Source organism: Gordonia sp. LMA484 (genome assembly GCF_058129505.1).
The window spans coordinates 6,255,876-6,275,532 of the sequence record NZ_CM176700.1; the positions used below are offsets into that span (position 1 = coordinate 6,255,876).

Here is a 19,657-nt window from a genome sequence, read left to right on the forward strand (position 1 = left end):
CACACCGATGTCCTGCGTCCCAGATGGATTGGGGTCCCCGGTCGCTGCAGCGAACCTCGGACATCGGACCGACCACCGATCATCGTGTGACGGTTCGACATCGATGGTCGAGCAAACCCGACGCAACCCCTCGGTGATCGGGCATGATGTGCTCGAGTGTGCGTCGGACGACGCGACGCCGGTCCTTCGCCGGCCTCAGGATGTCCCTCGCCGCGAACTCCGAGAGGACGCACGCGCATGACCTCCACCAGTGACGCACCGGCATTCGGTGACCCCTATCTGCGCAGCGGGGTCGACGTCGCGGCCGCCGCCGGGGTCGACCCGGAATCGGGTCTCGGCACGGCCGACGCGGCGGCCCGGCTCGAGACCTATGGCCCGAACGAGCTGACCGCCGAGCCACCGCCGACGCTCTGGGCGGTGTCCCGCGGCCAGTTGGCCAATCCGATGAACATCATGCTGCTCATCGTCGCGGTGGCCGCCTTCGCGATCGGCCAGATCGCCACGGGGTTGGTGGTGGCGCTACTCGTCGCGTTCAACGTGGTGATGGGCACGAAGCAGGAGATCAAGGCCCAGGCCAGCGTCGACGCCCTGGCGAATCTCCAGGTTCCCCAGGCACGGGTGCGCCGGGGCGGGCAGGTGGCCGAGGTGCCGGCCGCCGATCTCGTGCCGGGCGACGTCGTGCTGGTCGAGGCGGGCGACCTCGTGCCGGCCGACGGACGGCTCGTGACGTCGGCGACCCTCGAGGTGCAGGAAGCCGCGCTCACCGGTGAGAGCGCCCCGGTGGCCAAGGATCCGGCCGTGATCTCCGGGGGCGACGTCGCGTTGGGCGATCGCACCAACATGGTGTTCCAGAACACCCAGGTCACCCGCGGCTCCGCCGTCTTCGTGGTGACATCCACCGGTGCGGCAACCCAGATGGGCCGGATCGCCGACATGGTCACGGCCACCAAGCGGACGAGATCCCCGCTGCAGCGCGAGCTCGACGGGATGACCAAGGTCTTCGGATTTCTCGCCTGGGGTGCGGTTGCCATCATCGGCGTCATCGGCCTCCTCCGCGGCCAGGACGGTGAAACCCTTGCGCTGCTCTGTATCTCGACGGCGATCGCATCGATCCCGACCGGGTTGCCGACGTTTGTGCAGACGATGCTGTCGTCGGGAGCGCAGCATCTCGCCGAGCAGAAGGCTGTGGTGAAGTCGCTGGCCGACGTCGAGACCCTCGGCGGCACAACGGTGATCAACTCCGACAAGACCGGCACCCTCACCATGAACGCGATGACGGTGGTGTCGTTGTACGCCGGCGATCAATGGTTCCGTGTCGAGGGCTCCGGATACGCGAAGCAGGGGGCGATTCTCGGCACCGCCGGGAGCCTGCCCGACTTCACGCCCCTCGCGCTGGGCCTGTCGCTGTGCTCGGATGCCACAGTCGGCGACGACGGTTCGGTGATCGGTGATCCCACCGAGGCGGCGCTGGTTGTGCTGGCGGCCAAGATGGGCGTCGACGCCGAGGCCACCCGCCGGACGATCCCGCGTGTCACCGAGGTCCCGTTCGACTCCGACTACAAGTTCATGGCCACCTTCCACGACCGTCCGTCAACGGTTCACGGCGCGGTGGTCGAGCAGCCGCACCTCGTCGTCGTCAAGGGCGGCCCGGACGTGGTTCTCGACCGATGCTCCGCGGCGCTCCGCCACGGCGAGATCGTGCCGGTGGACGAGATGCGCCAGCACATTCTGGACGCGAACCGGGAATTGTCCGAGAAGGGGCTGCGGGTCCTCGCGTTCGCCGCCAAGGGTCTCGACGACGCCGCGATGGCCGCTGCGACAGCCGATCCGATGGCCGCCGTCGGCGAGCTGGTGCTCGTGGGTCTGGTCGGGATCATCGACCCGCTGCGGACTGAGGCGACCGACGCGGTGCACACGGCACTCGGGGCGGGGATCGACGTCCGCATGATCACCGGCGACCACACCATCACCGCCCGCGCGATCGCCGATCAACTCGGCCTCGGCCCCGGGGTCATCACCGGCACCGACCTCCAGCGGAGCAGTGACGAAGAGGTGGTGAGCCGGCTGCCGCAACTGCATGTGTTCGGTCGCGTGGCGCCGGAGGACAAACTGCGACTGGCCCGGCTCATGCAGGAGAACGGGGATGTCGTCGCCATGACCGGTGACGCGGTCAACGACGCCGCTGCGCTCAAACAGGCCGACATCGGGGTGGCGATGGGTAGTGGTTCCGAGGTCACCAAGCAGGCTGCCAAGATCGTGCTCACCGACGACAACTTCGCCACCCTCGTGCGGGCAGTGGAACTCGGCCGCGACATCTATCGCCGTATCTCGTCGTACATCAGACTTCAGCTCACGATCCTGTCGGCGGTGCTGCAGTTGATGGTGTTCGCGACGATCTTCAACATCAACGGCGGTGTCGCGATGCTGCCGATGCAACTGTTGTTCTGCAAGTTCTTCGTCGTGGTGACGGTGGTGGTCGGATTTATCGTCGACGTCCCCGATCCGGGCGTCATGGAACGTCCGCCACGCGCACCGGGGACCCGGATCGTCAACGGGCCGCAGATCGTCCGCTGGGTGATCAGCGGCTTCCTGATCGCTGCAGCCGCACTCGCGCTGCTGCAGTGGGGTCCGGACGAGCCGTCGTCGAGCGGTGGGTCTGTGTCGATGACGATGGCCTTCGCGGTGGTGGCGCTCAGCGCGGTGAACCTCGGAGTGGTGATGCGCCGCGAGCGCCAGGCGCCGTGGAGTCAGCCGATGTTCCCGTACTTCGGCTGGCTGATCGCCGGCTGGGCGCTCACCTGGGCCGCGGTGGAACTCGGTATGCTCCAGCGCCTCCTGGACACGGTGTCGCTCACCGGCGGCCAGTGGCTGGTGGCGTTGGGCTTGTCCCTGATCACCCCGGCATTCGTCGGTATCGACAAGGCCATCTCGCTGCGTCGGCTACGCAAGGCGTCGGTCGACGGCGCCTGACCGGCTGCACCGAGCGCAGGGTTGCCGACGCGATGATCGTGTTTCGCGGCCAGGAGGCGGGGTCAGCCGACGAGGTGCTCCCCGAAGAACCTCTCGATGCGACGTCGGGCATCCTGCGCTGACGGATCGTGATAGGCGGCGCGGGCGAAGCGTGCCGGCAGGACCGCCCACGCCGGCATCTCGTCGGGGGTTCTGAACAGTTCGTTGGTTTGTGAGTAGACGTGATTGAAGGTGTGTATTTGTTGGCGTGTGTAGCTGGCTGTGTGGGCGCGGTCGCGGGGTGTTCATCCGTAGACGGCGTATCGGTGGTTTCGTGAGGGTCGGATGCCGGTTCCTGCTCGGCGGTTGGGGTCGGGGACGATGTGGGTGGAGACTTCGGTCACCGAGCCTGCTGGTCGGAGTGTTGTGTATGCGCGGGTGTCCTCGCATGACCAGCGGGCTGATCTGGACCGGCAGGTCGCGTGGGTGAGCGAGTGGGCCACGGTCAATGGGCACACGGTTGGCGAGGTCGTGTCCGAGGTCGGCTCGGGCTTGAATGGCAAGCGGCCGAGGATTCGGCGGGTGTTGTCGGACCCGTCTGCAACAGTGGTGATCGTGGAGCACAGGGACCGTCTGGCGCGGTTCGGGGTCGAGCACCTCGACGCTGCATTGTCGGTGCAGGGCCGTCGTATTGTGGTGGCCGACGACGGCGAGAGTGACGATGATCTGGTCCGCGACATGATCGAGGTCCTGACGTCGATGTGTGCCCGCCTGTACGGGCGGCGAGGAGCACGCAACCGGGCGATGCGGGCGGTCACCGCGGCGAAGCAACCCGACGCTGGGACTGTGTGATGGCCGTGAGGTTCCAGATCCCGGACGGGCACGTGCTACAGGCGTACCAGTACGCACTCGATCCGTCCGATGGGCAGGTCGGGGTGTTGGAGTCGCATGCTGGTGGTGCGCGGTTCGCATACAACACGATGCTGCGGGCGGTGAAGGCGAATCTGTCGCAGCGGGAGGCCGAGAAGTCCTACGGGATCGCTCCTGAGGACCTGACCCCGTCGCTGAGGTGGTCGTTCCAGTCATTGCGGAATGAGTTCAACCGCCGCAAGCACCAGGTGGCCCTCGACGAGGACGGGTTGCCGTGGTGGCCGGTGAACTCGAAGGAGGCCTACGCCGGGGCGTGCAGGAACCTATCGGAGGCGTTGGCGAACTTCGATGCCAGCCGACAAGGCGCCCGTGGTGGTGCGCGGGTGGGGTTCCCGTCGTTCAAATCGAAACGGTCGACCCGCACGTTCACCTTCACCACCGGCGCAATCCGCGTCGAGCCTGACCGCCATCACGTGACGTTGCCCAAACTCGGCGCTGTCCGGGTCCATGAGTCGACTCGCAAGCTCGCGCGGCGCCTGGAATCGGGTACGGCACGGATTCTCCGGGCCACAGTGCGATTCGAGCGCGGCCGGTGGCTGGTCAGCTTCACCTGTGTCGTCGCCCGCGCCGTGCAGCGGCCCCCACACGTCAAGCTGGTCGCACCGGTGGTCGGGATCGATCTGGGGGTGAAAGACCTTGTTGTCGCCGCGACCCCGGAGGGCAGGGAGGTGATGCGGGTTCGGGCACCGAAGGAACTCTCCCATGCCGGGCGGCGGTTGCGGGCGTTGCACCGCAAAGCGGCCCGCCAGCAGGGCCCGTGGGACGACCCCGCAGGTACGCCCCGGCAGGAGCCGTCGGCCGGGTGGCGGCGTACCCAACAGCAGCTCGCCCGCGAGCACGCGCGGGTCGCGAACCTGCGGCGTGACCGACTCCACAAACTCACCACCCGGTTGGCGCAGTCGTTCGAGGTGATCGGTACCGAGACGCTCGCGGTGAAGAACATGATGGCCGCCGGTAGTGCCCGCAAACGCGGGTTGAATCGTTCGATCGCTGATGCCGGGCTCGGTGAGTTCTTCCGGCAGCTCGACTACAAGACCGGCTGGTACGGCTCGACATGCGTGCGAGTCGATCGGTGGTATCCAAGCTCGAAGACGTGTTCTGGCTGCGGGTCAGTGAAAACCAAACTGGCCCTGTCAGAACGCCTCTACCAGTGCAGTAACGGCGACTGCGGGTTGCAGATCGATCGTGATCTCAACGCCGCAATCAACCTCGCACGCTATGCGCGAGCGGAGCACAGTGCCTGCTTCGACAATGGTGGAGCCGACCGTAAGACGACCGCTCCGGCGGCGCTGGTGGCGATGAAACCTGAATCCGGTAACGGAAGCGCCTCACCGCAAGGCGAGGCTGCCTGATGAACGAGCACACTCACGTTTGCTCACCAACAGGCAACGGAACATCGACTGTGGGCATGTGCTCTCCTCGACCACTCCGCGCGCTTCCAGCTTCTCCCCGGCCGCCGACGAACCGCCAGGGTCCTTTGTCCCACACCCAGGTGAGGAAGTGCGTGGGTGGGCCGAGCCCGCGATGATCACCGGCTTTTGTATCAAGATGGAGATTCGATGGTGGGGCCTTCAGCGCGAGCATCGGAGCTGTCCGCGTCGTTCATGAACGGCCCCGATGCCGGAGGAAGTGGGTGACCGATGGATCTGGCCGGACTGGTCGAGTTCGTACGAGCGCACCCCCTGGGGGTCGTGGCCACCGCCGACGCCCGCGGCCGGCCCGAGGCGGCGCTCGTCGGCATCGCCGCGACCGACGAAGGCGAGCTCATCTTCGACACATCGTCGAGCTCCCGCAAATACGCCAATCTCGGCCGCAACGCGGACGTCGCCCTCGTCGTCGGGTGGGACGACGAGGTGACGGTCCAATGCGAAGGCGCCGCCGACGTGTTGACCGACGGGCCCGATGCCGACCGATGCCGGGAGGCCTACTTCGGCGCCTACCCCGACGGCCGGGAGCGATCGAACTGGCCGGACATCGCCTACATCCGGATAAAGCCCACCTGGATCAGGTACTCGGACTACCGGCCCGCGTCGTTCACGATCGAGGAAGGTCCGCTGTAGTCCGCGTGGTGCCGACGAAGCGCGACTTTCATTGCGGCCGCAGGGCGTACAGGGTTTGCTCGAGGTCGTCGGGGTCGCGGTTCGGGGGAAGGACGACGGTCGGCATATCGGCGCCGGCGTCATACCACCCGTCGAGGGAGTCCGCGGCCGTGTCGGGGTCTCCGGTGAGGGTCAGCTCGCCGACCAACGGCTGTGCGGCCTCGGGCAGTCCGGTGGAACCGTCGCCTGCGGCCGCGACGACCGCGTCCACGGGCTCCTCGAATCCCAGCGACCGCAGCGTCTGGCCGTAGAGCGGACCCATCTTGGTCAGGTAGAAGGTGATCCACCAGGCCGCCACCGCCTGCGCCTGTTCAGGATCGGTGTGCACCGCGGTCGGAATCCCCGGACAGATGCGGGGTCGCGTCCGCCCGTCGACGGCCGCGACACCCTCGTCCAGCAGGCGTGTCCGTTCGGCGAGCCCTGACCGCGGCAGAAGGAACGGGTTCCAGATGTCGGCGACCTCACCACAGAGCCGGATGGCCTGCGGCCCCAGCGCGGCCAACGAGATCGGAACGTACGTGGCCGGTTGCGCGGCCAGCCGCATCGGGCGGCATCCGGGCACGCCGGAGTGCGCCCGCTCCCCGTCGAGCAGACTGCGTACCTCGGCGGTGTAGGCGCGTAGACGCGCGACCGGGGCGCGGAACTCGACGCCGTGCAGCCCTTCCGCGAGTTGCGGACTACCGGCGCCGAGTCCGAGCTCGAACCGTCCCGGGGCCAGGTCGCCGAGGCTCGTCGCGAGCATCGCCGTGGTCGCCGGGCTGCGGCCCCACACGTTCAGGACGCCGGTCCCGATCCGGATACGACTGGTCTTCAGTGCGATCTCGGTCAGCAGCACCGCGGCGTTGTGCCCCCAACCCTCGGCGACATAGACGGCGGCGTAGCCCAGCTCCTCGGCGCGTATCGCCAGTCTCACCACCAGGTCTCGTCGCGTCTCGAGTGGGGTGATCGCCACGCCGAGAGGTCGGGGCTGTGTCATCGGAGCTCCTCGGGGGCGCGATCAGTCGAGACGAACAACATGTCGGGACCTCCTGGCCCCCCGGCATCGCCGATGGCGCCGTGAGAAGGCCAGAATCTCATTCGGACGGTGCGGTCGTCACGTGGCGTGCGGCGTCGGCGGCCCGCTCGACATTGCGTTTGAGCACTGCCAGCATCCGTGCCTGCATGACCCAGACCATCGGCGGAAACACCCACGGAACGATGTATCGTCCGAACCATTGTGGACGGAACGCCTCGTAGCCGCCGATGACCAGGCGTGTACGCCCGTCCGGTAGGTCCTTCAACAGGAAACCCCACAGCCCCTCACTGTACGCCGACGGCCGGGGCCGACCGGGCTTCAGCGAACGGCCCCGCAGATCGGTGAACCCGTGCAGTCCCAGGAAGCGATTCGGCTCGAGCGCCGCAACCACCCAGGCGTCCACGAACCGCTGACTTCCCGTGCGGTACTTGATCGTGTCGCCGACCTCGAGGTCTTGCCACTCGGGGTGCACTTCCCGCGCGCTCGGGTGCCCCGCATTGTCGAGGTGATCCCAGGAGTACCACCCGGCACGGTCGCCGCCCAGTTGAACGATCCAGGGCCACACCAGATCCGGCGGAGCGTCGATCGTCACCGCCATCGTCGCTCCACGCGTGCCGCTGGGAACGAATTCAGCTCCCGGATACGGTCCGGTCACCTCCACATCGCTTGCACCCCAGTGCAGGAGTCGAGGACGCAGCCACAACCGATAGAGGACGGACGCGATGCCGACCGCCCCAGCCATCCCGGCCGCGGACCTCATGCATCAAGCCTTCGACGTGCGTTGGGCGTTCACAAGGGCACAAGGTCACGAGGTCGAGAGTCCAGCGCTGGGTACCGTGATGGCGACGGACGACGATCTCGCTTCTGCCGCAAGTTCCTTCAGCGGGACTCGGGTGGCTGCGGGGGTGCTTCCGGATCCTGGACCTCGTGGCGGTTTCGGTCGTCGTCGGGCTGATCCTCGGTGTGGCGGCGGTTCCCGTCGCGTCCCACATCGGGGTCGATCTTGTCGGCGCGAGCGAACTCGCCCTCGATCTCCTGCCGCGACTCGGTGGCCTGTCCCTGGTGGACGCGCGCTTGTTCGTTGAGTCGCTTGGCCTCTGCCGCTTTCGCGTCGGCCTCGGCCTGCGCCTTGCGTGCCCGTGCATCGGACTCCTCGGCCATCGCCTCACGATGGCGTAGGTCGGAGACCTGCTGCGTCGCGTTCTCGCGGATGTTCTGGGCTTTGACCCGTTGGCGCTCTTTACGCTGACGCGCGAGCAACAGTACGGCGGCGATCAGGACGATGACGATGACAACGATGACGATGATCCAACCTGCAGTACTCATGGGCAGCTCCTTGTAGCAGTCGGGCCGGAGCGCGAGCCTCGACCCGTTCGCTCGAATCGAACGCTCCTACGATCGAGAGTGCCTCGCGAACCTCGCCGAGGTTGCCGATTCGACGAATTGCCGCAGCAGTCGTGATGAGAAGGGGTGTCGCGCCGGCCATGGCTCGAACCCGGACGTCGCCGGGTTGCTACATGGGGCGCACAAGCGCCCCGTCGGCCCGCAGATCGGCAATCGTGGGATAGCCGTTGATCGCCATCAGCAGGTCGGCCTCGGCCAGGACCGACCGGAGGTGATGGACCAGACCGTCCTCGCCGCCGACGGCCAGCGCGTAGGCGTAGGAGCGGCCGATGCCGACCGCGGTGGCGCCGAGCGCGAGGGCGAGGACGACGTCGCTGCCGTTGCGCACCCCCGAATCGAACAGGACGGGTGTCTCACCGGCCGCGGCCACCACGTCGGGCAGGTGCTGCAATGCAGACAGTCCGCCATTGGCTTGGCGCCCACCGTGATTCGAGCAGTAGATCGCGTCGGCGCCGACGTCGATCGCGCGCCGGACGTCGTCGGGATGGCAGATCCCCTTCGGCATGACCGGCAGATCGGTCACCTCACGAATCCAGGCCAGATCGTCCCAGGTGACCGGCTGGCCGAAGTTCAACGCCCAAGCCAGCACAGCCGAGGCCATGTCCTCCTCCGGACTCTTGTCGAGCTTGCCGGTGAAGTTGGGGTCGGTGAAGTAGTTGGAGATACACATACCGCGCAGCTGCGGAAAGTTCGACGTGTTGAGGTCCCGTGGCCGCCAGCCCGGCGTCCAGGTGTCCATCGTGACGGCGATTCCCTTGTACCCGGACTGCTCCGCACGCTGGATGAAACTCAGTGCGAGGTCACGATCCTTGGGCATGTAGAGCTGGAAGAAGCCCGGTGTCTCCTGGTGGATCGCGCCGGTGGCCTCCATGGGGTCCATCGACAGCGTGGACTGTACCGCCGGGACGCCGGTGCGCTCGGCGGCCCGCGCGACGGCCAGGTCGCCGTGGAAGTCCTGGGAGCAGATCCCGATCACTCCGATGGGCGCCATGAACACCGGCGACGGCAGCGTCGTCCCGAACAACTCGACGGACAGATCACGCTCGGTCGCCCCGACACCCATGCGGGGCACGAGGCCCCACGTGTCGAAGGCGTCGACGTTCGCGCGCTGGGTTCGCTCATTCCCGCAGCCACCCGCGACGTACGACCAGATCCAGGGTGGCAGAACGTCCTGCGCCTTGTGTTCGAGCGACTCGGAGTCCACCGGGTAGCGGGGTAGCACCCCCTGGGTCCCGGCCAGATAGATCTCCAGCTGGAAGGCCCCGTAATCCGGTGTCATGTCACTGTCTCCCTTGTGCGGATCGGTCAAGTCGCGACGTTCCACCCGGCTGTCGCCGAGCCCGCCCCCGTGTGACTGCAGTCACGTGGCGACTCCCGAATGTACGGCATCGTCGTCAGAGCTCGGGCGGGATCGGCGCCCCGAGCGTTGGGGTCTATTCACGAGGATCGCTTTACCAACGCTTTACCAAGTGATGTCAGCGCGCTGGGAGATGCGGGCGCTGAAGTGCAGTTTCTCACTGTAAGTCGCGTGAATTAGGTGGTGCTCACAGCGTCATGCAAGTCACAGAAACACTTCCGGAAACATGTATCTATGTTGTGTCTATCAGCGATGTACTAGATGCGCACACCAATTGAGATGAAGGAAGTGAAGTACATGTCCACCCCGTCCAGCGAGGACAACGACGTCCCGCTGACCCAGACCGGCGAACCCTCGGGCAGCCGGAAATGGAACTACATCAAACCGTCGAAGAAGGCACTCCGCGGAGCACTCGTCGTCCTGTCCGCCGCCGCCATCGGCATGGGCGCGGCCGCACAGCCCGCGCAGGCGTCGCTCATCGGCACCATCACCCAGGGCATCAACCAGAGCGTCAACGACGCCATTGCGAACGTCACCGGCACCATCAAGGATGTCCAAGACGCTGCTCAGGGCGCCATCACCGTGATCGTTCCGACACAGCCCAACCAGCCTCTGACGATCCTCGATCAGATCGCCCAGGGCGTCCAAGACGCGCAGGAGTTCCAACGGAGCCTCGCCGAGGTGCAGCAAGCGATCAAGGACACCAACTCGGTTGACCTGAACACCGTCCTCGCTGCCGTGATCAACGGCGGCGGCTCGCAACTGGCCGACGAGTACGGCATCCAGGTGGCCGGACCGGGCGGTTCGAACGGCGGTGCCGACGGCACCCAGTCGACGGGCACCGGTATCGCGATGGTCGCCCCGGAGAACATCGAACTCGTGCCGGCGAGCATCTATCAGCTTGCCGGCGGCGCGTACACGATCGTCGAGACCGGCTACAACGCGTTGAACTTTCTCGGTATCGGCGACCAGATGCCGGCGCTGGGCCAACCGGCGCAAGCGGACGGCACCGCGACGATCAGCGGCAACGGGTACCACGTCGCGTTCGCCACCACCGGCGGTGACGCATTCGCCCACTCGAGTTCCGGCGGCCTGGCGACTGCGGGCGCCAGCGACGGACGGACAGCCTATGCCTTCACCATCGGCGGCCTTGCACACGCGTGGAACACCGACGACGTCGGCGCAACGTTGTTCGGAAACTCCCCATCGCAGTACCCTTCTGCGACTGGGCCGTTCGGCGACCTGCTCGGTCTGACGATCCAGGATCCGACGGTTCTGCCAGGAGTCCAGCAGGTCGACGCCTTCGGGGGCATCAGCTTCGCCTATGCCGATGACGTCGGCGCAGCGTTCAACGTCGGTGGACTCTTCGATGCCTCCGCGATGGTGCATCCGGATCGCTCTCTGCAGGTCGCCCTGACAGATCCAACCGCGGCCGTCTACTCACCACAGGACGTCCTCGGTACCGTGGTCAGCGATATTCTCGCCGGCCAATCTCCTGTGCTGACGAAGGATTTCGTGCGTCTGAGCACCGACGGATCGAGTTCGGTGGCGCTGACCAGCGGCTATGGATTCTCGGATTCGGTGGTCATGCACTGGCTCGGTTCCACGTTCACCTTTGCTCCCCTCGTCGAGATCAACGGACAGTGGCGGCCGAACTATCTGGCTCTGCCGGTGTATCACGCCGGCACGTTCGATCTCGGTGAGCTGATCCCGAGTTTCGATGTGCCGAGCTTCGACCTGCCGTTCGGTCTGCCTTCGATCGACCCGCAGGCGACTGGTGCAGGAGCCACCCGGGCCACCGGAACAACCGGAACCGTGGCGCCCGCGCCGACGGTGACAGCTCGCAGCGCGGTGTTGCCCGCGGCGGTGCAGGCCGATGAGCCCGACAACTCGGCCGCGCCTCAGACGGTGACCGTGGCTCCTGCGTCGGAGGTCACCTCCACCGGCCCGACACTGAGCTCCACGGAATCGGCGACGGACACCGACACCTCCGACTCCACATCGCAGGCAACCGACGCCTCGAGTGGATCGACGGCGGACACCGTGGCCTCGAACGACGTCGACTCGTCGACCGCCGGCACCGTGGCGTCGAGCGACACGCAGTCGACCGAGTCGACAAGCGATTCGGGGTCGACCGATTCGAGTGGGTCGAGCACCAGCGACTGACCCGCACCCAGATCGCGGCCCCGGACGACCGAAATGGTTGTTCGGGGCCGTTCCACGGCCGGCTGGATTTCTCTGCCCACCCCATCCCCAACTCGGCCCTTCGTGACGGCCCTCCGCTAGCGCTCCGGGCCTCCTCAGGGGCCGGGTGTGGTTGTTCCGCTAATGCTTTGGGTTCGGCGGTGCTTTGGGTCTGGTCGGGGGCCGGGTGTGGTTGTTCCGCTGGTGCTTTGAATCCGGAAGTACCGCAACCGAGATCAGGAGTCGGTCCAGATCGGATCTCGTTTGTCCAGGAACGCCGACATCCCTTCCTGGGCGTCACACTTCATCGCATTGGTCGCCATCGTCTCCTGCATCAGGGCGTAGGCATCCACTTCGCTCTCGTCGATCTGTCGGTAGAACGCCGACTTCCCGATGCCCACGGTCAGTGCACTCGATGACGCGATCCTCAACGCGAGATCTCGCACTGTGGAGGCTAATTCGTCATCGGCGACGACATCGTTCACCAGTCCCCAGTCGGCGGCGGTGGCGGCATCGATGACGTCGCCGGTCAACAACATCTTCATCGCCCGCTTGCGCCCGATCGCCCGGGTGAGCGCGACCATCGGGGTCGAACAGAACAACCCGATCTTGACTCCCGGTGTGCTGAACCTCGCCGACGTTGCGGCGACGGCGAGATCACAGGTCGCGACGAGTTGGCATCCGGCGGCAAAGGCGAACCCCGCGACCTCGGCGATGACCGGTTGCCGCACATCGTGCACCGCGGCCATCATCTCGGTGCACGCCGCGAAGACCGCGCGTTCGTCGTCGAGGGTTCGACCGACCAGCTCGGACAGGTCGTGACCGGCCGAGAAGGCGGGGCCGAGTGCGCGGATCGTGATCACCCGGACGTCGGCCGTGGAGTCGAAGGTGCGGAGGGCAGACGTGATCTCGTGCATCGTGTCGGACGACAACGGATTGCGGCGGCCCGCTTCGGTGAGCGTGACGACGCCGATCCCGGCCTCCTGGTGAACGCTGATCCCTTGCGACATGCCGATCTCCTCACCGGTCGTCGGGCATCTCAGCCCTACCGTCGGTTCTAGCACGCGAGAGAAGTGCGGGGTCCCGCTTCATCGGCGATCCCGACAGAATCAGCCTGCCCGAGAGGGGGTGCTTCGGCATCGCTCAGCGGTGAAGTCGATCGTGACCACCGCATGAGCGAATCAGCGGGTACTCGGATATATCGAGATGCAGTTCATTCCCGCGATTCTGGAGCCGATGACGGGAATCGAACCCGCGTATTCAGCTTGGGAAGCTGATGTTCTGCCATTGAACTACATCGGCGTGCGAGGCATTCACCGCGCGATCGAAAGAGTAGCAAACAGTCGCGACGCTCGGTGGGGTGGTGGTCTGTTCAGCGCGTCGAGATCTGACACCATTAAAAACCTACCAGTAGGTTTGAAAAAACCTACCAGAACGTTTACTCTCTCCGGTGTGAGTCCAGCCGAACCGTCGACCGCGAAGGGCGCCGCCACCCGGGCCCTGCTGCTCGATGTCGCGGCCCGAGTGTTCGCTGAGAAGGGCTATGGGGCAACAAAGTTCAGTGAACTGATCGCGGGGTCCGGGCTCACCAAAGGCGCCTTCTACTTCTATTTCCCGTCGAAGGCCGCGCTGGCGCTGGCCGTCATCGACGACCAGGAACGTCGCTGGGTTGACGAGGTTCAGCAGCGCGTCGTGGCGCATACGACCCCGACTGAGCAACTTGCCGACGTCATCCCGGCGATGGTCGATCTCCTCGACCGCGAACCCGGGGCGTGGAGTGTGGTGCGGCTCGTTAAGGAACTGGGCGCCGACGAAGCGTTCGCCGAGGTCGTCACCAAACCCATGGACGCGTGGATCACGCTGTTGAGCGGGATCATTCGTGCAGGCCAGGAATCCCGGGAGTTCCGCGACGACCTCGACCCGGTCGGGCTGGCCACAGTCCTGGTTGGTGCGTTCGACGGAATCAAAGGACTCGTCGACGCAACGGAATCCGACGACCGGGGTGGACAGCTGTCCCGGTACACCGACATCCTCGCCGAACTGGCCTTCGCCGGGCTGGGCATCCTCGGCCACCCCCTCACCCCCTGACCGGAACTGCCCGCGCAGAGAAAGCCGCCCACAACCGCCCACCTCGTGACCACCGTCGGCGAAATGCCGACGGCGCGTCTCGTGAGGGTGGTTTTCAGCAGCCGGTGGCGGGGTTGGGTCCCGATCACCACCTCGCCGCGGTCACCTTCACCGGCTTCTTGGCCGGCGTCGCCGGCGCGGGCCGCTTGTCCTCGGCAAGACACATCGAGCGAAGAACGTTGTGGTACACGACAAGTCCGTAGAGGTTCGGTGCCCCGACGATCCCGGTCGACTTGGGGACCATGTCCGCGGTGATCCCCGCGCCGGGGAACAGATCGTTCAGCACCGACGCGGCAGGGTCGACCCCGGCTTCGGACCAGGCCAGTTCGACCATGTGCGCGGCAAGCGCATACGCGTAGTACGCCGCGGTCAGCGTCTTGGTCACCGACAGTTCGGACAGCGGCTCGGTCGCCAACAGGTCGTCGCCCTGATTGCGGTTGTGGCTCAACCCGATACCGATGTCCAGTGGCGCGCCACCGACATAGGGGATCAGCACCCCGATCTGCGAGATCGCGTACTCGGGCAGGTTGAAGTCGGCGGGGTCGGCCGGGATCAGGTTCTGATGCACACGTGTCTGCCGCATCCAGCCCTGCAGACCGTCGGTCATTACAGCAATCCGACGGTCCGTCGCCGGATTGCTCGTGATCGACTGCAGGTAGTTCGACGTCCGCGTCACGATCCGCGACAGCGGGACACTGCCGATCGACGGGCAGGTCGTCGGGTCGGCGATGTCCACCTGCCCGGCGATGTCGCGGATGATCTCGGGCACCGCGGAGGTGAACCGGAAATCCTTGACAGCTTTGCCCGCATTCTCCTTCTCCGAGCGCGTGACCGACACGATGCACGCATCGATCAGCTTCGCGCTGACCGCCTTGTAGAGCTGGGTGGCCGCGAACACGCCGAGCAGGATCGGCAGGGTGATCAGGGTGCCGACCGTGATCGGACCGGCGATGGTGGCGATGGACGGCACGGTTCGACGAGCGATGGTGAGCGGAACCATCACCGTCACGTAGAGATAGAGCCACACGGTCTCGACGGCCTGGGCCACCGTCAGGTTCTCGACGGGGATCGCCTCGGCGGCGTGCCCGTTGCGCACGTTGATCAACTGCGTGACGATCCACTGCGAGATGGGATCCCGATACGTCATGATCGGGTCTTTGTCGTCGGCGCCCAGGTCGTACGGGTGATTGGAGACCGCGAGTTTCGCGATGCGCGTGCGCTGCATGTCCCGGTGGGCACGGGCGCGGATGGTCGACGCCTGATTCTTGATCTCGTCGGGCATCCTCGGCAGCAGCGAGTCGAAGATGGCGTCGTAGACGGCCCCGAAGGTCGCGAATCTCGAACCGACACACTCCGTGGGCTCGGCGGAGGGAGCGGTCGCCGCCGGTGTCACCGGCTTCGCAGACGCCATCGCGCCGACTCCGCGTTCACCCCCGAACGAGACCGCGACCGCGATCACCGCCCCGACGGCGACCGTCGTGAGCAGGAACCGACGGGCGGCACCTCGCGACAACGTCATCGAACGACCCGAAACAACCCCACGCGCGCCCATCCGCCCCGATTCCCCGACTCGCCCGGATCAACCGTCCGGCCCCTCTGTGCAGTGTCTCGTGCCCATCACGTACCGATCACGCGACAGTCACGGAGGTCACTGTAGGAGACGGTGTCCGTATTGACCATGTTTCGACGAAAGTCGCATCTACTTCGACGGCTCGCGGCCACACGCTGTTCACCCGAGGCGGGTCGGTTAACCTCACAGGCGTGCTGCTCTCCGATCGCGACATCCGCGCCGAGATCGCCGGTGGGCGGTTGGCGCTCGAACCGTTCGACCCGGCGCTCGTGCAGCCCTCGAGCGTCGACGTGCGACTCGACAGCTTCTTCCGGGTCTTCAACAACACGCGTTACACCCACATCGACCCGGCCCAGCGTCAGGACGAGTTGACCTCGCTGGTTCAGCCGGGCGAGGGCGAACCGTTCGTGCTACACCCCGGTGAGTTCGTGCTGGGCTCGACCCTGGAGGTGTGCACGCTGCCCGACGACCTCGCCGGCAGGCTCGAGGGCAAATCGTCGTTGGGTCGATTGGGTCTGCTCACGCACTCGACCGCTGGTTTCATCGACCCCGGGTTCTCGGGGCACATCACACTCGAACTCTCCAATGTCGCCAACCTGCCGATCACCTTGTGGCCCGGGATGAAGATCGGCCAGCTGTGCCTGATCCGGCTGTCGAGCCCGGCCGAGCACCCCTATGGCAGCGCGGCGGTGGGCTCGAAGTACCAGGGTCAGCGTGGCCCGACACCATCGAAGGCGTACCTGAACTTCGCTCAGTCGTCGGACTGACCTGCGCGCGTTGGCGCGGCGTTCACCTCCGACGATCGCTGTTCATCGGATCGATCGGGCCGGGTCATGTCGTGGTCGCGTCGCCGCCGCAAACCCCGCGTAGTCACTGAAGGCATGAAGCTGACTGTGATCGGGTGTGGTTACCTCGGGGCAACCCATGCGGCGTGCATGGCCGAACTCGGCCACGAGGTGCTCGGTGTCGATGTGGACCCGGACAAGGTCGCACGACTGCAGGCCGGAGACGTCCCCTTCTTCGAACCCGGACTCGCCGACGTGTTGCGCCGCAACCTCACCGCCGGTCGGCTCCGGTTCACCACCGACCATGCCGAGGCCGCCGAGTTCGCGTCGGTGCATTTTCTCGGGGTCGGCACACCGCAGCTGCGCCGCGGATACGGTGTCGACCTCTCCCACGTCGAATCCGCGGTCGACGCATTGACGCCGTTGCTGCGGGGTGAGCACCTCATCATCGGGAAGTCGACGGTGCCGGTGGGTACCTCGGCATCGCTGACCCAGCGGATCGCCGTGCTGAGCGTGCCCGGCTCACACGTCGAGCTGGTGTGGAGCCCGGAGTTCCTGCGCGAGGGCTTCGCCGTCGAAGACACCCTCGAACCCGACCGGCTCGTGCTGGGCACCAACCCGGACAGCGACGACGACAGTGCCGCAGTCCTGTTCGCCGACATCTATCGGTCCATCCTGGACGGCGGCGTTCCCTTCGTCCGAACGGATTGGGCCACCGCCGAGCTGGTCAAGGTCTCGGCGAATGCATTTCTGGCCACCAAGATCTCGTTCATCAACGCGATCAGCGAGATCTGCGAGAACGTCGGGGCCGACGTCTCCACCCTCGCCGACGCCATCGGCTACGACAATCGGATCGGCCGACGATTCCTCAACGCCGGACTGGGATTCGGGGGCGGATGTCTCCCCAAGGACATCCGGGGATTCGTGGCCCGCGCCGACGAGGTCGGAGCGCACCGGGCGCTGCGATTCCTGCGTGAGGTCGACGCGATCAACACGCGTCGGCGCACCGCACTCGTCGACCTGGTCGCCGACGTCGTCGGCGGTGATGTGCTCGGCGCGAACATCGCGATCCTGGGTGCGGCGTTCAAGCCGGAGAGCGACGATGTCCGCGACTCGCCCGCCCTGAACGTCGCGGGGCAACTCGCGCTGCGCGGGGCCACGGTGACCGTGTTCGATCCGAAGGCCGCCGCGAACTCGCGCCGCCTGTTTCCGATGCTGTCGTACGCCGAGAGCGCAGCACAGGCATGTGAACAGGCCGATGTGGTGGTGGTCGCGACCGAATGGGCCGAGTTCGTACACATGGCTCCCGAGGAACTGTCCGACGTGGTCCGGGGCCGCGTGATCGTCGACGGCCGCCGCTGTCTCGACGCCGGTGCGTGGCGGGCCGCCGGATGGCATTTCCACGCGCTGGGTGGGCCGATGCGCTCCACCGCGCCGGCAGCGACGGTCCGCCGTGCGTCTGTCGACGGGGGATTGTCAGAGGTCGCACGCCCGCGCACCTGATCGCCCCGTGTTACTGTCGTGACCGCATGTCAACGTGCGCCCCGTCGCGGGGACGCATGGGGGAACGTTCATGGACGCAGGGCACCGGATCGGATGACAGACGACGCGACGGATGGCGATCGCTCGGCGGAGGCCACGACCGACTTCGATGCGCGCCCACTCGCCCGCGAACTGCTCGGCGACATCGCGGCGCGCCAGTTGGCGGCGGGTGTCCCGGCCGATCTGCCGTTCATCCTCCTCGACTTCCGGCCCGGGGGACTGCGGCTGGGCCTGGCCGATCCCCGGGTCGAAACCGTGTCATCCGAGAAGGTCGTTGCCGCCATCCGCCCGGTGGTGCTGGACCGTCTGCTCGCCGATCACCTCGTCCGCACCGAACGCGTCGAGGAGCCGACCACCGAGGCCTGGGTCGCCGAGTTGCTCGACCTGGCGGCACGGGGCCGGGAACGGCTGGCCTCCGCGGACGGCACCTTCATCATGGGGCGCGAGCACGTGCGGTTCTTCCGGGTCTCGCAACGGGACCTCGACGAGGCGGTCGCACCCTTGGCGGCCGAGGTCGCCCGACTCTGTCAGGAATTGCTCGCCGGCGCTGACGACCTGGTGACCTCCGTCGTGCTCGGGCCGGGACATCAGCTGTGGCCCGGCCTGTCCCGGACACTTGCCTGGACCGACCAGATCCCCGTCATCGCAGTGGGTGCGCCCGCGCCGGCCGACGACCGGCACCGCTTGCGGCACGAGTCGGATGCGGAGGTCGCGACGGCCCCGGACGTCGTCGCCGATCGCAGCCTGATTGCAGAACCGCTTGGGGCTCAACCTGTTCCCGCCGAGTATGACGCGCACGACACTGAACCGGTTGTCATGCAGTCGATCCCGCAGCCCAACCAGTCGGGCGACTTCCCGGCGGCGTGGGTGGATTCGACGGTGCTGCCGACGACCGACCCCATCCCCGTGGCGACGCTTCCGCCGGCCGAGCTCGCGCGTGTTCCACTCGGCGAACCGGAACGCGTCGACGAGCCGGAACGCGTCGACGTGCCGGACGCTGTCGGCGCGCCGTCGTCGGGCGACCGGTCAAGTGGGGAAACCCAAGTGGGGGTGCCGCCGTCGGCGTCTCCGGTCGGCCACGAGTCACACGGGTGGGAGCTCGGCCCCACCCACGAGCATCCCGCCGCCGGCGCACGGAATCCGAGGCGGTCGCTCACCCGACTCGCCGTCATCGCGGCAGCGGCGTGTGCGGTCGTCGGGATCACGATCGGCGCGGCGTTCGCGGTCACCGGCAATGACAACGACGCCGAACAGGTGCATGCGGCACCGACGACCGCGCCGACGTCGTCACCCACGTACGCCGACCCGGCCGACTTCGCGGAGGCTCGCATTCCCGCGGTCCGCTACGTGCCGGCTCCGCCACCGCCCCCCACGACCACCGCGGACCAGCCGACACAACAAGAGCGGCAACCGAATCGTCCCGCCAACCCGCAGCGGCGCCAGCGCGTGATCCCCAACCCGATCCCGGGCCTACCGCCGATCGTCCTTCCCTGGTAGCCCTGCTCATCAGCGCGTACATGCCGGCTGCCCGCCGATCATTGCGCTGTATCCTGCATCGCCGCGTGTTACTGTCAAATTTCTGACGCCGTTGGAAGTCTCGAATGCGCAGACGCCGGTTTCGATCGTGAATCGTGTTCCGACACGTGGGCGACCGGCAGGGCGCCCGCATGTACTCGGGAAGTGTTCACGACCGCA

The 19,657-nt window shown here is 66.7% G+C and carries 14 protein-coding genes, 1 tRNA gene and 1 pseudogene; 9 read left to right on the forward strand and 7 right to left on the reverse strand.

From position 1 onward, the window contains the following. Positions 1 to 237 precede the first annotated feature (237 nt). The 4 genes and pseudogenes from AC4AMJ_RS27830 to AC4AMJ_RS27845 all read left to right on the forward strand — a co-directional run bounded on the left by AC4AMJ_RS27830 (position 238) and on the right by AC4AMJ_RS27845 (position 5,939). On the forward strand, positions 238 to 2,970 hold the full coding sequence (locus AC4AMJ_RS27830; protein WP_489897873.1) for a cation-translocating P-type ATPase: 2,733 nt from the start codon (positions 238 to 240) through the stop codon (positions 2,968 to 2,970). 255 nt (positions 2,971 to 3,225) lie between these two features. Continuing rightward, positions 3,226 to 3,801, forward strand: a pseudogene (locus AC4AMJ_RS27835) (IS607 family transposase). Further along, on the forward strand, positions 3,801 to 5,231 hold the full coding sequence (tnpB, locus tag AC4AMJ_RS27840; protein WP_489916165.1) for an IS607 family element RNA-guided endonuclease TnpB: 1,431 nt from the start codon (positions 3,801 to 3,803) through the stop codon (positions 5,229 to 5,231). The pseudogene AC4AMJ_RS27835 and the gene tnpB overlap by 1 nt, the downstream one beginning before the upstream one ends. A 288-nt stretch (positions 5,232 to 5,519) precedes the next feature. Next, positions 5,520 to 5,939 carry a pyridoxamine 5'-phosphate oxidase family protein gene (locus AC4AMJ_RS27845; protein ID WP_489916167.1) on the forward strand — a complete coding sequence of 140 codons (420 nt, stop codon included), beginning with the start codon at positions 5,520 to 5,522 and terminating at the stop codon, positions 5,937 to 5,939. Positions 5,940 to 5,967: 28 nt separating this feature from the next. Here the strand turns inward: AC4AMJ_RS27845 and AC4AMJ_RS27850 are convergent, their stop codons facing one another. The 4 genes from AC4AMJ_RS27850 to AC4AMJ_RS27865 all read right to left on the reverse strand — a co-directional run bounded on the left by AC4AMJ_RS27850 (position 5,968) and on the right by AC4AMJ_RS27865 (position 9,676). Further along, positions 5,968 to 6,954: an LLM class flavin-dependent oxidoreductase gene (locus tag AC4AMJ_RS27850; RefSeq protein ID WP_489916169.1), complete on the reverse strand. Its 987-nt coding sequence runs from the start codon at positions 6,952 to 6,954 to the stop codon at positions 5,968 to 5,970. A gap of 97 nt (positions 6,955 to 7,051) precedes the next feature. Beyond that, entirely contained in the window at positions 7,052 to 7,753 is a 702-nt protein-coding gene (locus tag AC4AMJ_RS27855) for an SRPBCC family protein (RefSeq protein ID WP_489916171.1), read from the reverse strand. Between the two features lie 119 nt (positions 7,754 to 7,872). Then, on the reverse strand, positions 7,873 to 8,319 hold the full coding sequence (locus tag AC4AMJ_RS27860) for a hypothetical protein (RefSeq protein ID WP_489916173.1): 447 nt from the start codon (positions 8,317 to 8,319) through the stop codon (positions 7,873 to 7,875). A 187-nt stretch (positions 8,320 to 8,506) separates the two neighbouring features. Continuing rightward, positions 8,507 to 9,676 carry an alpha-hydroxy-acid oxidizing protein gene (locus AC4AMJ_RS27865; protein WP_489897867.1) on the reverse strand — a complete coding sequence of 390 codons (1,170 nt, stop codon included), beginning with the start codon at positions 9,674 to 9,676 and terminating at the stop codon, positions 8,507 to 8,509. Positions 9,677 to 10,051: 375 nt separating this feature from the next. Between AC4AMJ_RS27865 and AC4AMJ_RS27870 the strand changes: the two genes are divergently transcribed. Then, on the forward strand, positions 10,052 to 11,920 hold the full coding sequence (locus tag AC4AMJ_RS27870; RefSeq protein WP_489916175.1) for a hypothetical protein: 1,869 nt from the start codon (positions 10,052 to 10,054) through the stop codon (positions 11,918 to 11,920). Positions 11,921 to 12,174: 254 nt separating this feature from the next. Here AC4AMJ_RS27870 and AC4AMJ_RS27875 read toward each other — a convergent pair whose 3' ends face one another. Together AC4AMJ_RS27875 and AC4AMJ_RS27880 are read right to left on the reverse strand one after the other, a co-directional pair. Next, positions 12,175 to 12,948: an enoyl-CoA hydratase gene (locus AC4AMJ_RS27875; RefSeq protein WP_489916177.1), complete on the reverse strand. Its 774-nt coding sequence runs from the start codon at positions 12,946 to 12,948 to the stop codon at positions 12,175 to 12,177. 218 nt (positions 12,949 to 13,166) lie between these two features. Beyond that, a tRNA-Gly gene (locus AC4AMJ_RS27880) sits at positions 13,167 to 13,240 on the reverse strand. Positions 13,241 to 13,390: 150 nt separating this feature from the next. On the opposite strand from AC4AMJ_RS27880, the gene AC4AMJ_RS27885 reads away from it, so the two are divergent. After that, entirely contained in the window at positions 13,391 to 14,026 is a 636-nt protein-coding gene (locus AC4AMJ_RS27885; RefSeq protein WP_489897864.1) for a TetR family transcriptional regulator, read from the forward strand. Between the two features lie 124 nt (positions 14,027 to 14,150). Here AC4AMJ_RS27885 and AC4AMJ_RS27890 read toward each other — a convergent pair whose 3' ends face one another. Further along, positions 14,151 to 15,584, reverse strand: a complete 1,434-nt coding sequence (locus AC4AMJ_RS27890; protein ID WP_489916179.1) for a hypothetical protein — start codon at positions 15,582 to 15,584, stop codon at positions 14,151 to 14,153. A 242-nt stretch (positions 15,585 to 15,826) separates the two neighbouring features. Between AC4AMJ_RS27890 and dcd the strand changes: the two genes are divergently transcribed. The 3 genes from dcd (at position 15,827) to AC4AMJ_RS27905 (ending at position 19,459) form a co-directional block, all read left to right on the forward strand. Further along, on the forward strand, positions 15,827 to 16,402 hold the full coding sequence (gene dcd / locus AC4AMJ_RS27895; RefSeq protein ID WP_489897862.1) for a dCTP deaminase: 576 nt from the start codon (positions 15,827 to 15,829) through the stop codon (positions 16,400 to 16,402). A gap of 114 nt (positions 16,403 to 16,516) precedes the next feature. Then, positions 16,517 to 17,923, forward strand: a complete 1,407-nt coding sequence (locus AC4AMJ_RS27900; protein ID WP_489916181.1) for a UDP-glucose dehydrogenase family protein — start codon at positions 16,517 to 16,519, stop codon at positions 17,921 to 17,923. Between the two features lie 93 nt (positions 17,924 to 18,016). Beyond that, positions 18,017 to 19,459: a hypothetical protein gene (locus tag AC4AMJ_RS27905; protein ID WP_489916183.1), complete on the forward strand. Its 1,443-nt coding sequence runs from the start codon at positions 18,017 to 18,019 to the stop codon at positions 19,457 to 19,459. The last annotated feature ends 198 nt before the right edge of the window (positions 19,460 to 19,657 follow it).

Bases quoted from the DNA above. Each gene is read 5' to 3' on its own strand.
- AC4AMJ_RS27830 (WP_489897873.1), top strand. From the start codon at position 238: ATGACCTCCACCAGTGACGCACCGGCATTCGGTGACCCCTATCTGCGC.
- tnpB (WP_489916165.1), top strand. From the start codon at position 3,801: ATGGCCGTGAGGTTCCAGATCCCGGACGGGCACGTGCTACAGGCGTAC.
- AC4AMJ_RS27845 (WP_489916167.1), top strand. From the start codon at position 5,520: ATGGATCTGGCCGGACTGGTCGAGTTCGTACGAGCGCACCCCCTGGGG.
- AC4AMJ_RS27850 (WP_489916169.1), bottom strand. From the start codon at position 6,954: ATGACACAGCCCCGACCTCTCGGCGTGGCGATCACCCCACTCGAGACG.
- AC4AMJ_RS27855 (WP_489916171.1), bottom strand. From the start codon at position 7,753: ATGAGGTCCGCGGCCGGGATGGCTGGGGCGGTCGGCATCGCGTCCGTC.
- AC4AMJ_RS27860 (WP_489916173.1), bottom strand. From the start codon at position 8,319: ATGAGTACTGCAGGTTGGATCATCGTCATCGTTGTCATCGTCATCGTC.
- AC4AMJ_RS27865 (WP_489897867.1), bottom strand. From the start codon at position 9,676: ATGACACCGGATTACGGGGCCTTCCAGCTGGAGATCTATCTGGCCGGG.
- AC4AMJ_RS27870 (WP_489916175.1), top strand. From the start codon at position 10,052: ATGTCCACCCCGTCCAGCGAGGACAACGACGTCCCGCTGACCCAGACC.
- AC4AMJ_RS27875 (WP_489916177.1), bottom strand. From the start codon at position 12,948: ATGTCGCAAGGGATCAGCGTTCACCAGGAGGCCGGGATCGGCGTCGTC.
- AC4AMJ_RS27890 (WP_489916179.1), bottom strand. From the start codon at position 15,584: ATGACGTTGTCGCGAGGTGCCGCCCGTCGGTTCCTGCTCACGACGGTC.
- AC4AMJ_RS27900 (WP_489916181.1), top strand. From the start codon at position 16,517: ATGAAGCTGACTGTGATCGGGTGTGGTTACCTCGGGGCAACCCATGCG.
- AC4AMJ_RS27905 (WP_489916183.1), top strand. From the start codon at position 18,017: ATGACAGACGACGCGACGGATGGCGATCGCTCGGCGGAGGCCACGACC.